General features: G+C 59.2%; 14 protein-coding genes. 13 read left to right on the top strand and 1 reads right to left on the bottom strand.

The annotated features are described in order from the left end of the window. Window positions 1–7: 7 nt before the first annotated feature. Entirely contained in the window at window positions 8–802 is a 795-nt protein-coding gene (locus H9C73_RS05705) for a cytochrome C assembly family protein (protein WP_209286836.1), read from the bottom strand. Window positions 803–954: 152 nt separating this feature from the next. Here H9C73_RS05705 and ffh point away from each other — a divergent pair, with 152 nt between their 5' ends. From ffh to nfo, 13 genes are all read left to right on the top strand, one after another. Further along, on the top strand, window positions 955–2,337 hold the full coding sequence (gene ffh / locus H9C73_RS05700) for a signal recognition particle protein (RefSeq protein ID WP_209286835.1): 1,383 nt from the start codon (window positions 955–957) through the stop codon (window positions 2,335–2,337). Window positions 2,338–2,516: 179 nt separating this feature from the next. Continuing rightward, complete coding sequence (gene rpsP / locus H9C73_RS05695; RefSeq protein ID WP_209286834.1) at window positions 2,517–2,768, top strand: 30S ribosomal protein S16; 252 nt, start codon at window positions 2,517–2,519, stop codon at window positions 2,766–2,768. 15 nt (window positions 2,769–2,783) lie between these two features. Further along, complete coding sequence (gene rimM, locus H9C73_RS05690) at window positions 2,784–3,323, top strand: ribosome maturation factor RimM (protein WP_209286833.1); 540 nt, start codon at window positions 2,784–2,786, stop codon at window positions 3,321–3,323. Between the two features lie 3 nt (window positions 3,324–3,326). Next, window positions 3,327–4,085: a tRNA (guanosine(37)-N1)-methyltransferase TrmD gene (gene trmD / locus H9C73_RS05685; protein WP_209286832.1), complete on the top strand. Its 759-nt coding sequence runs from the start codon at window positions 3,327–3,329 to the stop codon at window positions 4,083–4,085. 9 nt (window positions 4,086–4,094) lie between these two features. Beyond that, the gene (gene rplS / locus H9C73_RS05680; RefSeq protein WP_209286831.1) at window positions 4,095–4,451 is read left to right on the top strand and encodes a 50S ribosomal protein L19; all 357 of its coding nucleotides are present in this window, start codon (window positions 4,095–4,097) and stop codon (window positions 4,449–4,451) included. 128 nt (window positions 4,452–4,579) lie between these two features. Continuing rightward, window positions 4,580–5,971 (top strand): hypothetical protein, encoded by a 1,392-nt coding sequence (locus H9C73_RS05675; RefSeq protein ID WP_209286830.1) that lies wholly within the window; start codon window positions 4,580–4,582, stop codon window positions 5,969–5,971. After that, window positions 5,968–6,897: a site-specific tyrosine recombinase XerD gene (gene xerD, locus H9C73_RS05670; protein ID WP_209286829.1), complete on the top strand. Its 930-nt coding sequence runs from the start codon at window positions 5,968–5,970 to the stop codon at window positions 6,895–6,897. Before H9C73_RS05675 ends, xerD begins: the two co-directional genes overlap by 4 nt. A gap of 59 nt (window positions 6,898–6,956) precedes the next feature. Next, a complete protein-coding gene (locus H9C73_RS05665) occupies window positions 6,957–7,691 on the top strand; it encodes a DsbC family protein (RefSeq protein WP_209286828.1) in 735 nt (244 codons plus the stop codon). Window positions 7,692–7,821: 130 nt separating this feature from the next. Beyond that, a complete protein-coding gene (locus tag H9C73_RS05660) occupies window positions 7,822–9,123 on the top strand; it encodes a homoserine dehydrogenase (protein WP_209286827.1) in 1,302 nt (433 codons plus the stop codon). 11 nt (window positions 9,124–9,134) lie between these two features. Beyond that, window positions 9,135–10,529 carry a threonine synthase gene (thrC, locus tag H9C73_RS05655; RefSeq protein ID WP_209286826.1) on the top strand — a complete coding sequence of 465 codons (1,395 nt, stop codon included), beginning with the start codon at window positions 9,135–9,137 and terminating at the stop codon, window positions 10,527–10,529. Between the two features lie 102 nt (window positions 10,530–10,631). Next, window positions 10,632–12,368 (top strand): single-stranded-DNA-specific exonuclease RecJ, encoded by a 1,737-nt coding sequence (gene recJ, locus H9C73_RS05650; RefSeq protein ID WP_209286825.1) that lies wholly within the window; start codon window positions 10,632–10,634, stop codon window positions 12,366–12,368. A gap of 106 nt (window positions 12,369–12,474) precedes the next feature. Further along, entirely contained in the window at window positions 12,475–12,654 is a 180-nt protein-coding gene (locus H9C73_RS05645) for a hypothetical protein (RefSeq protein WP_209286824.1), read from the top strand. Window positions 12,655–12,813: 159 nt separating this feature from the next. Continuing rightward, window positions 12,814–13,659, top strand: coding sequence for a deoxyribonuclease IV (gene nfo / locus H9C73_RS05640; RefSeq protein WP_209286823.1), 846 nt, complete (start codon window positions 12,814–12,816; stop codon window positions 13,657–13,659). Window positions 13,660–13,687: the final 28 nt, after the last annotated feature.

Genomic DNA, 13,687 nt, shown 5'->3' with positions numbered 1-13,687 from the left:
GCCGGGTCTAGAGGATCAGTTCCAGTACCAGTTTCGAACCGAAGAACCCCAGCATCAACAGTACGAATCCGACCAGGGTCCAGCGCACCGCTGTACGGCCACGCCAGCCCAGGAAGTAGCGGCCGCCCAGAAGTATGGCATAGACCACCCAGGCGATCAGCGAGAGTGCGGTTTTATGTGCCAGGTGCTGGGCAAACAGGTTCTCGACAAAGATGACGCCCGACAGCAGCGAGGCGGTCAGCAGAATAAACCCGGCCCAGAGCGAGTCGAACAGCAGTCGCTCCATGATCTGCAGCGGCGGCAGGGAGGCAACCAGCCCGCGCGTATGGTGATGCTTGAGCGCCGCTTCCTGGCGCCAGAGCAGCACCGCCTGCAGGGTGGCGATGGTAAACAGGCTGTAGGCGAGCAAAGACAGCAGGATATGTGCAATCAGGCCGCCCGCGTAGGGCTTGGCTTGGGCATCTTCAAAGCCACCCAATGCCAGCAGGGCGGTAATGGCCGCCAGCGGGAATACGCCGATAAACAGATTGTCCAGCTTCTGGCGCAGACTGCTGAGGAGGACCAGACCCGTAACGACCCAGGCGATCAGCGACCCGACCGGGAAGAAACCCAGATCGATGCCGTCAGGCTGGTGCAGAACCTGATACACTGCGTAGCCATGTAATACAAAGGCGCCGGCACCGATCAGGCGCAGGCTGCGGCCTCGGCTTTCATCGTGCTCGCGAGTGGACAGGCGACGCCACTGCATGAAGGCAGCAATCAGATAACAGAGTGTGGCGACAACAGTGGTAATGATCAGCATCCCTATCCTCCTCAATGGCGGCTAAGTGTGGCACAAATGCCGTGAGTAGGAAATATGAGGTGCCCCCGCGGCGGGGCGTCCTGTATAATATGTCGCCAAAGCGTTTTAGGGCAGGTGTCGGGCGGCAACTGCTGGCCAGATAGAGGTATTCGATGTTTGATAATCTGACAGAACGGTTAACGCAAACGCTGCGCAGCGTGACCGGTCAGGCAAAACTGACCGAAGACAACATCAAGGGCACCCTGCGTGAGGTGCGGATGGCGTTGCTGGAAGCGGACGTGGCGCTGCCGGTGGTCAAGGAGTTCATCAACAGCGTCAAGGAACGCGCCGTAGGGCAGGAAGTCAGCAAGAGCCTCAGCCCCGGACAGGTGTTCGTCAAGATCGTCAACGAAGAACTGGTTCGGGTCATGGGCGAGGCGAATGCCGAGCTGGACCTGGCCACACAGCCGCCAGCGGTCCTGATGATGGCAGGCCTTCAGGGGGCCGGTAAAACCACCTCCGTTGCCAAGCTGTCCCGTTTCCTCAAAGAGCGCAAGAAGAAAAAGGTACTGGTTGTTTCCGCGGACGTGTATCGCCCGGCGGCGATCCGCCAGCTGGAAACCCTCGCCGGTGAAGTGGGCGTCGAGTTCTTCCCGTCCAGTGCCGACGAAGACCCGGTCGATATTGCCGAACGTGCGATCCATCATGCCCGCATTCAGGCATTTGATGTTCTGATCATCGATACTGCGGGTCGCCTCCATGTCGATAACGACATGATGGACGAAATCAAGCGCCTGCACGGGGCGGTCAACCCGGTTGAAACCCTGTTCGTGGTTGACGCCATGACCGGTCAGGACGCAGCCAATACCGCACGCGCCTTCAACGACGTGCTGCCGCTGACCGGCGTGATTCTGACCAAGACCGATGGTGATGCCCGTGGCGGTGCGGCCCTGTCGGTGCGTCATATCACCGGCAAGCCGATCAAGTTCCTGGGTATCGGGGAAAAGTCCGACGCACTGGAGCCCTTCCATCCCGATCGCGTGGCCTCGCGCATCCTCGGTATGGGCGATGTGCTGTCCCTGATCGAGGAAGCCGAGCACAAGATCGACAAGCAGAAAGCCGAAAAGTTTGCCAAGAAGGTTACCAAGGGCAAGGGCTTTGATCTGGAAGACTTCCGTGAGCAGATCCAGCAGATGCAGAACATGGGCGGTATGATGTCCATGCTGGAAAAACTGCCGGGCATGGGGCAGATGGCCCAGGCTGCTCAGGCCGCGCAGGCGGAGAAGGGCATCCAGCAGATGTGCACCATCATCAATTCCATGACACCGCACGAGCGCCGTCATCCGGACGTGATCAACGGTTCGCGCAAGCGCCGTATCGCCATGGGCTCCGGCACCCAGGTGCAGGATGTGAATCGCTTGTTGAAACAGCACAAGCAGATGGCCAAGATGATGAAGAAATTCGGTTCCAAGTCCGGCATGGCCAAACTGGCGCGTGGCATGAAAGGCATGATGCCGCCGGGCATGGGCGGAGGCGGCGGCTTCCCGCGCATGTAATGCCCTCAAGGGTGTTTAAAAACTGATCTTTTTGCTTTTAAAGGGCGGCTATTTCACGTAAAATTGCCGCCCTATTTAATTTGGCCTTCGTTTATCTGGGCAGTTTGGCTGGGGAAACGAAGAAACACTAATGATGGGCGATCTCAAAACCCATCCAGCGAAATAAAGGGGTCCAGCGCATGGTCACTATTCGTTTGTCTCGCGGTGGCGCTAAAAAGCGTCCTTTCTATCACATCTCAGTAGCTGATTCGCGTAATGCGCGCGACGGCCGCTTTATTGAGCGTGTTGGCTTCTTCAACCCGGTTGCTCGTGGTCAGGAAGAGCGCCTGCGCGTAAACCTGGAACGTGTCGACTACTGGGTTGGCAAGGGTGCTCAGACATCTGAGCGTGTTGCTCAGCTGCTCAAAGAAGCACGCAAGGCAGCAGAGTAAGGTCGGATTCAGACCGTGTCAGTCAGCAGTGATAACGCCGAAGATCTGGTAGTACTGGGTCGTTTCACGTCTCCATACGGTATCAAGGGGTGGATCAAGGTCTATTCCTACACCGATCCGATGGAGAACATACTGAACTACAGCTCATGGCAGGTGGAGTGCGACGGGCGTCTGACGTCAGTCAAACTGGAAGCTGGCAAGCGCCATGGGAAAGGTCTGATCGCCAAATTGGCCGGTGTGAATACTCCAGAGGAGGCACGGCTGTGGAACGGGCGCGAAATCAAGGTGCACTCGTCCGAGCTGCCGGCACTGGAGACCGGTGAGTATTACTGGAGCCAGCTGGAAAACCTGTTGGTTTACACCGAATCCGGCGTATTGCTGGGACGGGTGAGCCACCTGATGGAAACCGGTGCCAATGACGTGCTGGTGGTAAAAGGGACAGCCGAGAGTATCGATCGCCAACAGCGGTTGATTCCCTGGCTGCCGGATCAGGTGGTGAAAGAAGTTGATCTTGACTCAGGGCGCATGCGGGTCGACTGGGACCCTGATTTCTGAGTCATGTGGTTCGGAATTGTCAGCCTTTTTCCGGAGATGTTCGACGCGGTAACCCGCTACGGCGTCACCGGAAGGGCCGTACGCAACGGACTGGTCAGCGTAGAGTGCTGGAACCCCCGCGACTTTACGCATGACCGCCATCGCACCGTGGATGATCGCCCTTATGGCGGTGGCCCCGGCATGTTGATGAAGGTACAGCCGTTGCGGGATGCAATTCACGCGGCCAGAGCCGCCGCCGGTGAAGGCGCCCGGGTGATTTATCTGTCACCTCAGGGGCGACGCCTTGATCAGGCCGGTGTGAGCGAACTGGCAGCCTGCGACAAGCTGATACTCGTGGCTGGGCGTTATGAAGGTATTGACGAACGCCTGCTGCAGAGTGAAGTGGATGAGGAGTGGTCTCTTGGAGACTTCGTCCTCAGCGGAGGTGAATTGCCGGCCATGGTGATGGTGGATGCCGTTTCCCGAATGGTTCCCGGTGTACTGGGGCATCAGGGATCGGCGGTCGAGGACTCCTTCTTTGAAGGTCTGCTCGACTGTCCGCACTATACGCGACCAGAGGAACTGGATGGCCAGTCGGTGCCGCCGGTGTTGCTCAGTGGCAATCATGCGGAGATTCGTCGCTGGCGCCTGAAGCAGCAACTGGGGCGTACCTGGGAGCGCAGGCCGGACCTGCTTGAAAAGATTGAACTGAACTCGGAACAGCAGACGTTGTTAAGCGAATATATCCGCGAGGCCCGGGCGGCCGGCGGAGGCAAAATCTAGGAGCAAGCAATGAGCAACAAGAGCGCTATTATTCAGCAGATTGAAGCTGAACAGATGAGCAAAGAAGTCCCGGCCTTTGCACCGGGCGATACCGTTGTCGTACAGGTACGTGTTGTAGAGGGCAACCGCAGCCGTCTGCAGGCGTTTGAAGGCGTTGTTCTGGGCAAGCGTAACCGCGGCCTGAACTCTGCTTTCACCGTACGCAAGATCTCCCACGGTGTGGGCGTTGAGCGTACTTTCCAGACTTATAGCCCGACTGTTGAGCAGATCTCTGTGAAGCGTCGCGGTGACGTACGTCAGGCCAAGCTGTACTACCTGCGCGAGCGCAGCGGCAAGTCTGCACGTATCAAGGAAAAACTCGGCTAAGCACCGCTCGGTGCTCAAGCAGGAAAGGCAGCCCAAGGGCTGCCTTTTTTATTGACCTGTCCCCTCGCTATTTGAATCGGGTGCTCCTAGAATCATGATTTGAGCGACTGAACGGGATGAGGTGTTGCATGCGCAGGCTTGGAACTCTGCTTGCTGTACTGGTACTGCTGGTAGCAGGGACTTACGGGTTTTACTGGTACAAGGTCAAATCCGGCATGGACGAGCTGGTTGAGAAGGCAGCCCCCTTTGCCGATATCCGCTATCAATCCATCTACGCACACCCCGATGGCACCATTGGCGTTGACCAGTTGGAAGTTCTGCCATCCGGTGAGTATGAACCCTTCACGGCCACATCGGTTCGCGTACGCCCGGACAATCCGCTGTACTGGATAACCGGTGGTGACGAGCCGCCCAAGTCACTGAATATTCAGGTCCGCCAGCTGGAGCAGGGCATGGATACCGGCCTGATGAAGTCGATGCAGGAGCAGTTCGATCTGCAGCGCGAAGCGGACCCCCTGCATGTGAGCCCGTCCGCGCTGGGGTGTGGTGATGTGCGCCAGCTGGATATCAACACCATGAAGAGCATGGGCTACCGCTCACTGGTGACTGATATCGACATGCAGTACAGCGGTGACCAGCAGGCACGCAAGCTCAACTTTTCCATCCTTGCCGATGTCGAGGGGCTGGCCGAACTGCAGTTCGAGATGCGCATGAGCGCGGATCCCGATCAGCTGCGCAACCCCATGCAGGCAACCGGCACCGCGCGTCTCGAAAAATTCGAACTCAACTATACCGACAAGGGTTACAACAAGCGTTTGGCGGCCTACTGTGCGCGCCAAGCGGACAGTAAACCCGGTGAGTACCGCAGTGAACACCAGCGTCTGTATAACGCCTGGCTGGACAATAATGGTATCAACATTCCCGAGAGCTGGCGTCAGGCCTATGCGGACCTGCAGCAGGAGGGCGCACGTTTGACGCTGGCACTGAACCCCATTGGAGGCTTTGGTGCCGGTGAGATGATGATGGCGCAGGACCCGGTATACCTGATCGAAAAGGCGAACCCCAATGTGCTGGTGAATGGCAAGCCTCTGCCGCTGGATAACGTGGACTGGATGGCGCTGTTTACGTCGGTAGCACAGGCCGGCAGTGGCACGGCTGTTGCCCGTACCGATGAGTCCGATACTGCCGAGACAGCCACGGAAACCGAAATGGCTTCGCAGGCCGAGACAGCGGCCGAGAGCGTGGGATCGGACGCACCGGCCAACGCATCGGCAGCCGACTCTCAGGCCGAAGCGGCTGCAGCACCTGCACCCAAGGGGTACAAACAGACAGACAAGGCGCAACTGGGCAACTACCTGGGTGCCCGGGTTCGTATTTTCACCTACTTTGGACGTGACGTGGCCGGTACGCTGGTAGCGGTCGATGACAAGGGTATTCGCGTGTCACAGCGCATGGCCCAGGGTGTGGCGGAATATCCGCTGGAATATGAACGTATTCAGCAGGTTGAGGTTTATCGTTGAGTGTGGATGGTCGCAAGACGCGCCAGCCTCCTTCAGCCGCCGATCAACAATTGGTTGAGCTGTGGCTCAACAGCCTCTGGCTCGAAAAGGGGCTGAGTGACAACTCGCGTGCTTCCTATCAGCGTGACCTCTGGCAATACGCGCTTTGGCTGAATCAGCGTGAACACACGCTGTTGAGTGCCGGGCGAGCCCAGCTGCAGTCGTATCTGCACTGGCGCCTGGAACAGCAACTCAAGAGCAGCTCAACCTCCCGGCTCCTTTCCTGTCTGCGCGGCTTTTATCGCTTTCTCCTGCGTGAGCGCTATCTGGATGAAGATCCCACGCTGAATCTGGATAACCCGCGCCTGGCGCGTCCTCTGCCGAAAACTCTGAGTGAAGCTGAGGTGGAGCGTCTGCTGGCCACTCCGGATGCCCGGGATGTGCTGGGGCTGCGCGATCGTGCCATGCTCGAGTTGCTCTATGCTTCGGGGCTGCGTATCAGTGAACTGGTCTCCTTGCAGCTCGAACAGCTGAATACGCGGCTGGGCGTGATTCGGGTGCTGGGCAAGGGTGACAAGGAACGACTGGTCCCGGTCGGTGATGAAGCCCTTCGCTGGCTGCAGTCTTATTTGAAACAATCGCGACCGGAACTGGTGCGGCACGAGCGTGAAGAGGCACTGTTTCTGAGTCAGCGCGGACAGATGATGACGCGGCAGGCTTTCTGGTATCGTATTCGCCGTTATGCCGTGGAAGCGGGCATCGACAAGCCGCTCTCGCCACATGTGCTGAGGCATGCATTTGCGACCCACCTGGTCAATCATGGTGCGGACCTGCGGGTGGTGCAGATGCTGCTGGGGCACAGTGACCTGTCGACGACACAGATCTACACCCATGTGGCAGATCAGCGGCTGCAAAGCCTGCACCGGGAGCATCATCCCCGGGGCTAGGAACCATTCCGCGCCGCTGCACTCCAACAATCACATTCAATCGACCGAAAGAGGCACGCATGCGATCTCTGACCCTGACGTCGGCCTTGATGCTGGCAATGACCAGCTCGGCCTGGGCGGCTGATACCGCTGAAGACAATATCAAGCAGCAACTGAGCCGCGTGGACAGTCGCTTTGAGGTGAGCTCGATCGAGCCGGCTCCCATGAAGGGGCTCTATGAGGTGACGCTGAACAGTGGTGAGGTGCTGTATGCCGATGCCAAGGGCGAGTATATCCTGGCGGGTCAGCTGTATCAGATTGACGCCGGCAAGGGGCTGGTCAACCTGACTGAAGCCAAACGTGCGCAGGCCCGAGCTGTGGCCATGCAGGCACTGTCGGAAGAAGATATGGTGGTGTACCGCCCGGACGGCGCGGTGCAGGCCACCGTGCATGTCTTCACCGACGTGGATTGCCCCTACTGCCGCAAGCTGCATGAAGAGGTGCCGGCACTCAACGAGATGGGGGTACAGGTCAACTATCTGGCATTCCCGCGCGGTGGCATGGGCTCCCGTGCCTATACCACCATGACCAGTATCTGGTGTGGCGATGCAGAGGAGCGTCGCGAACGGATGGACGAGGCCAAGAGCGGTGGGCGCGTGGATGAAGAACAGTGCGACTCCCCGGTCATGGAACAGTTTGCACTGGGCCAGAAACTGGGCGTGACCGGTACGCCGGCACTGGTACTGGAAGACGGTCGTCTGCTGCCCGGCTATGTGCCGGCTGAGCGCCTGAAGCAGGTGCTTGGACTGAATTGATCGGCTGATCCGGCGATATCCGGGGCGGGCATGCGTAGTGCATGACCCGCCTTTTCGCTATAATGGAGACCATTTTTTGACCGCCTGTCGGCGGTGACACTCTCTGACCGAACATTCTGCGAGGTGTGGCTTGAAACCTGTAAAAGTAGGGATCTGTGGTTTGGGTACCGTCGGTGGCGGTACATTCAATGTCCTGACACGTAATGCTGAAGAAATTTCCCGTCGTGCCGGACGCCATATCGTGATTGAACAGATCGGTATGCGCAGCGAAAACCCGAACTGTGATATCAGCGGCATGCAGACAACTGCGGATGTTTTCGAGGTTGCCACAAATCCTGAAATCGACATCGTGGTGGAGCTGATCGGCGGTTATGAAACCGCGCGCGATCTGGTCATGACCGCGATCGAGAACGGCAAGCATGTTGTCACCGCCAACAAGGCCTTGATCGCCGTACACGGCAACGAAATCTTTGAAGCCGCGCAGGAAAAGAACGTCATGGTGGCGTTTGAAGCCTCCGTAGCCGGTGGCATTCCCATCATCAAGGCGATTCGCGAAGGCCTGGCAGCCAACCAGATCAACTGGCTGGCGGGTATCATCAACGGTACCGGCAACTTCATCATGACCGAAATGCGTGAGAAGGGTCGTGAGTTTGCCGACGTATTGCAGGAAGCTCAGGCGCTGGGCTATGCGGAAGCAGACCCCACCTTCGACGTGGAAGGCATCGACGCAGCGCACAAGCTGACCATCCTGTCGTCACTGGCGTTCGGTATCCCGTTGCAGTTCAGCAAGGCGTATACCGAGGGTATCAGCAAGATTACCCCGCATGATATCCAGTATGCGGAAGAGCTGGGCTATCGCGTCAAGCACCTGGGTATTACCCGTCGCACCGACAAGGGCATCGAGCTGCGTGTACACCCCACCCTCATCCCCAAGGATGTGCTGCTGGCCAATGTGAACGGCGTCATGAACGCAATCCTGGCTGACGGCGACGCCGTTGGTCAGACCATGTATTACGGACCGGGTGCCGGTGCCGAAGCGACCGCGTCTGCCGTTGTGGCCGATATCGTGGATGTGGTGCGCACCCTCACGGCCGACCGTGATAACCGTGTACCGCACCTGGCGTTCCAACCGTCCGCGCTGTCCGATGCGCCGGTGCTGCCGGTCGAGGAAACCACCAGTGCCTACTACCTGCGTCTGCAGGCGGTTGAGCGCCCGGGCGTGCTGGCTCACGTGACGCGCATTCTGGGTGAAAAAGGCATCAACATTGAAGCGATCATCCAGAAACAGACCACCGAAGCACAGGTGCCGGTCATCATGCTGACCCAGCGTGTGGAAGAGCGCATGATGAACGAAGCGATCCGCGAGATCGAAGCGCTGCCGGACATTCTGGGCGAAATCGTCCGCATCCGTGTCGAGCTGCTGGCTGATTGAGGAAAACAGGAATGAACTACATCTCTACTCGCGGCCAGGCGCCGAAACTGAAATTTGCCGACGTGCTGCTGGCCGGTCTGGCCAGTGACGGCGGTCTCTACGTGCCGGAAGAGCTGCCGACCTTTTCACAGGAAGAGATCGCGTCCTGGGCAGGTCTGTCCTATGCCGAGCTGGCGTTCAAGGTGATCAAGCCGTTTGTGGATGACTGCATCAGCGATGCCGACCTCAAGCGCATGGTGGATGAAACCTACGAAGGCTTTAACCACAGCGCGGTGGCGCCGCTGAAAGAGCTGGGCACCAACGAATGGGTGCTGGAACTGTTCCATGGCCCCACACTGGCATTCAAGGACTTTGCCCTGCAGCTGCTGGGTCGTCTGATGGATCATGTGCTGGCCGAGCGGGGCGAGCGTCTGGTGATCATGGGTGCCACTTCCGGTGATACCGGTTCTGCCGCCATCGAAGGCTGCCGTCACTCAGAACATCTGGATATCTTTATTCTGCATCCGTACCAGCGTGTGTCCGAAGTACAGCGCCGCCAGATGACCACCATTCTGGAAGACAATGTGTTCAACATTGCGCTGGAAGGCAACTTTGATGACTGCCAGCAGATGGTCAAGGACAGCTTTGCCGATCAGGGCTTCCTCAGTGGCCTCAAGCTCGGTGCCGTCAACTCGATCAACTGGGCCCGCATCATGGCTCAGATCGTCTACTATTTCTCCGCCTCACTGGCGGTGGGCGGCCCGCACCGTCCGGTCTCCTTCTCCGTGCCTACCGGCAACTTCGGCGACATCTTCGCCGGTTACCTGGCCAAGCAGATGGGTCTGCCGATCGAGCAGCTGGTGGTCGCCACCAACCGCAACGACATCCTGCACCGCGTTATCAGCGGCAACGACATGTCCAAGGGCGATCTGGTGCATACCCTGTCACCGTCGATGGACATCATGGTCAGCTCCAACTTCGAGCGCCTGCTGTTCGACGTATATGGACGTGACGGCGCTGCCATCAACGACCTGATGGCCCGCTTCAAGACCGAATCGGTACAGCTGGATCCGGCTCGCTGGGAGAAAGTGCGCGAACTGTTCGACAGCCATGCCGTGGATGACGACACCACCTGTGAGGTGATCAAGGACGTGCATGCGGAAACCGGCTACCTGCTGGATCCGCATACCGCCATCGGCGTCAAGGCCGCGCGCGAATGCTGGCGCGACAAGTCGGTGCCGATGATCACGCTGGCCACGGCCCACCCGGTCAAGTTCCCGGAGCCCGTCGTGAAGGCTGGTCTGGAATCCCCCCAGCTGCCGGCCCACATGACAGACCTGTTCGAGCGTGAAGAGCGCTACGAAGTGCTGGCCAACGATCTGTCCAGCGTACAGAGCTACATTGCGACCAACGCCCATCGCGGCTGAGGTATCGGCTCCCTGAGCCAGAGTACGGGCCGGCGTTCGCCGGTCCGTACCCCGGGCGCAACGCCCTGAACACATCCCCTGTTGACCCGCCGGACCTGTTGTATGAGCGCTTCCAATCCGATTATCGAGCAGCGGCCACTACTGGTCGACCCTGCACACCCCGGCCTTGCCGACCTCGAACCCGTGCTGGCACGTGTCTATGCGGCTCGTGGCATCGAGGACCTGACCCAGCTTGGACGGCGGCTGCAGGAACTGCTGCCCGACACCCACATGAAAGGGGTCGATGCCGCTGTTACAAGGCTGGTTCGGGCGCTTGAGCAGCGCGAAAAGATCCTGATCGTGGGCGATTTTGACTGTGACGGTGCCACCAGTACGACCGTTGCACTGCTGGGGCTGCGGATGCTGGGCGCCGCTCAGGTCGATTACCTGGTGCCCAACCGGTTCGAGTATGGCTATGGTCTGAGCCCTGAAATCGTGGAGGTTGCGGCGCAGGGACAGCCGGATCTGGTGATCACGGTGGATAACGGCATTTCCAGTATTGAAGGCGTCGCCCGTGCCCGCGAGCTGGGCATTGACGTGATCGTGACCGATCACCACCTCGCCGGGGCAGAACTGCCCGATGCCTGCGCCATCGTCAATCCGAATCAGCCCGGCTGTGACTTCGTGGCCAAGTCGACCTGTGGTGTGGGCGTCATTTTCTATGTACTCATTGCCCTGCGCCGGGCGCTCAATGAGCAGGGCTGGTTCAATGGCCATCCGCCGAATCTGGCGACCCTGCTGGACCTGGTCGCACTGGGCACGGTGGCGGACGTGGTGCCGCTGGAACGCAATAATCGTGCACTGGTCTGGCAGGGACTGCAGCGTATCCGTGCCGGTCAGGCCCACCCGGGGCTGCTGGCACTGATCGAAGTGTCCGGTCGTCGTCGGGATCGCATCGTGGCCAGCGATCTGGGATTCGCCATCGCCCCGCGCCTGAATGCGGCCGGGCGCCTGGAAGACATGTCGATCGGCATCGAATGTCTGCTGGAAGAGAATTATGACCGGGCACTGGAGATGGCACGCTCACTGGATGATCTCAACCGTGAGCGCCGAGGGATTGAGCAGGAGATGCAGCAGCAGGCACTTGAGCTGTTGGGACAGCTCAGTCTGAATGATCGTGAGCTGCCGTTTGGTCTCTGCCTCTATGACGAATACTGGCATCAGGGCGTGATCGGTATTCTCGCCTCACGTATCAAGGAGCGGGTGCACCGTCCCGTGATCGCCTTTGCGCCGGGGGACGAAGGTGAGATCAAGGGATCGGCCCGTTCGATCAACGGTTTTCATATCCGGGATGGCCTCGACGCCGTGGCAGCCAAACATCCGGGGCTGCTGAAAAAATTTGGCGGGCACGCCATGGCAGCGGGACTGACGATCGCGGCGGAAGATCTGTCTGCCTTCAGTACGGCCTTCGATGCGGAAGTGCGGCGGCAGTTGCAGCCGGAAGATCTGACTCAGCGTATCCTGACCGATGGTATTTTGCCGGAGGCGGCGTTCAGCATGGAGCTGGCAGAAGCACTGCGCGATGCGGGCCCCTGGGGACATCAGTTCCCGGAACCCCTGTTTGAAGGCCGCTTCCACCTGCTGCAGCAGCGAATCGTGGGGCAGCGCCACCTCAAGCTGGTCGTGATGCCCGAAGGCGGCACGCTGGCGCTGGATGCAATCGCGTTCAACGTGGATACGCTGGTCTGGCCGGACGAGTCGGTACAACGGGTACGCCTGGTCTATCGGCTCGACGTGAACGAATTCCGCGGCCAGCGCAGCCTGCAACTAATGGTGGACTGGATCGGCGCTGAAGGCTGACGCTCGACCACCGCATAGCGGTGTCGTTTCGTTTCGGGTTAGGCTAGGATACGCGCCTTGTTTTTGACCTCAAACCACAGTGGCCAACGCGCCCGAGGAGTACCCCATGCATGAACTGACGCTGGAAGAGCTGACCGCACTGCTGAACGTGTTTGAGCGTGCCGGCAGCAGTGATGATCAGGTGGAAGCGGACCTGCTGGCCCGCATCAAGACCCAGCATGCCGAGAAGGAAGAGCTGGCGTCGATGGATTTTGATGATTGTCTGGGCGGTGCCTGCAAGCTTTAAGGGGAAATCGGCTGCGCGACACCCGTGCTGTGTTGCACAGAGTGCTCGGAATCCTCATGTATACGGCATACACTCCGGTTCCTGCGCGCTGTGCGCCTTGCCCGGAAGCCGCTCGCACAATTTCCAGTCACTCATGATTGTAAGAGAGTCAGGTTACAGATGTACTTTATCGGTGCCCATGTGAGCGCTGCGGGCGGGGTGGAAAACGCCCCGTTGAATGCGGCCAGAATCGGGGCCAATGCCTTTGCCCTGTTCACCAAGAACCAGCGTCGCTGGGACGCCAAGCCGCTGACCAGCAAAAGCATCAAGGCGTTCAAGGCCAACTGCGAACGGCTGGGCTTCAGTGCTGACCAGATCCTGCCCCATGACAGTTACCTGATCAATCTGGGGCACCCGGAGGCAGAGGCGCTGGACAAGTCGCGCAGGGCGTTTCTGGACGAAATGCAGCGCTGTGAACAGCTTGGCCTGAAACTGCTCAACTTTCACCCCGGCAGCCATCTGCGCAAGGTGGATGAGGCCACCTGCCTGAGCACCATCGCCGAGTCGATCAATCAGGCGCTGGCAGAAACAGACAACGTGGTGGCCGTGATCGAAAATACCGCCGGCCAGGGCTCCAATCTGGGGTTCAGGTTTGAACAATTGGCTCAGATCATTGAGCAGGTGGACGACCAGACACGTGTGGGCGTATGCCTGGATACCTGTCATACCTTTGCGGCAGGCTATGACCTGCGCAGCCACGAAGCCTGCGACGCCACCTTTGCCGAGTTCGAGCGTATTGTCGGTTTCGAGTTTCTGCGAGGCATGCATCTGAACGACTCCAAGGGCGCTCTGGAAAGTCGTATTGACCGGCATCATAGCCTGGGGCAGGGCGAAATCGGCTGGGCACCCTTTGAGTACATCATGCAGGACAGCCGGTTCGAGGGCATTCCGCTGGTGCTGGAAACCATCGAGCCGGAAATCTGGGCGGACGAAATCCAGCAGTTGCGAGCACTGGCGGCTGCCTGAGGGGCTTTCATCGGACTGTCATCGAAAT

It is taken from the genome of Marinobacterium alkalitolerans, assembly GCF_017776525.1.
Classification (GTDB): Bacteria; Pseudomonadota; Gammaproteobacteria; order Pseudomonadales; family Balneatricaceae; genus Marinobacterium; species Marinobacterium alkalitolerans.
This window is presented reverse-complemented; position numbering and strand designations above follow the sequence as displayed.

What these genes read in the sequence shown, in the direction of transcription:
- thrC (WP_209286826.1), top strand. Translation starts at nt 9,135, where the DNA reads ATGAACTACATCTCTACTCGCGGCCAGGCGCCGAAACTGAAATTTGCC.
- rpsP (WP_209286834.1), top strand. Translation starts at nt 2,517, where the DNA reads ATGGTCACTATTCGTTTGTCTCGCGGTGGCGCTAAAAAGCGTCCTTTC.
- ffh (WP_209286835.1), top strand. Translation starts at nt 955, where the DNA reads ATGTTTGATAATCTGACAGAACGGTTAACGCAAACGCTGCGCAGCGTG.
- H9C73_RS05705 (WP_209286836.1), bottom strand. Translation starts at nt 802, where the DNA reads ATGCTGATCATTACCACTGTTGTCGCCACACTCTGTTATCTGATTGCT.
- recJ (WP_209286825.1), top strand. Translation starts at nt 10,632, where the DNA reads ATGAGCGCTTCCAATCCGATTATCGAGCAGCGGCCACTACTGGTCGAC.
- rplS (WP_209286831.1), top strand. Translation starts at nt 4,095, where the DNA reads ATGAGCAACAAGAGCGCTATTATTCAGCAGATTGAAGCTGAACAGATG.
- trmD (WP_209286832.1), top strand. Translation starts at nt 3,327, where the DNA reads ATGTGGTTCGGAATTGTCAGCCTTTTTCCGGAGATGTTCGACGCGGTA.
- H9C73_RS05665 (WP_209286828.1), top strand. Translation starts at nt 6,957, where the DNA reads ATGCGATCTCTGACCCTGACGTCGGCCTTGATGCTGGCAATGACCAGC.
- nfo (WP_209286823.1), top strand. Translation starts at nt 12,814, where the DNA reads ATGTACTTTATCGGTGCCCATGTGAGCGCTGCGGGCGGGGTGGAAAAC.
- H9C73_RS05675 (WP_209286830.1), top strand. Translation starts at nt 4,580, where the DNA reads ATGCGCAGGCTTGGAACTCTGCTTGCTGTACTGGTACTGCTGGTAGCA.
- H9C73_RS05645 (WP_209286824.1), top strand. Translation starts at nt 12,475, where the DNA reads ATGCATGAACTGACGCTGGAAGAGCTGACCGCACTGCTGAACGTGTTT.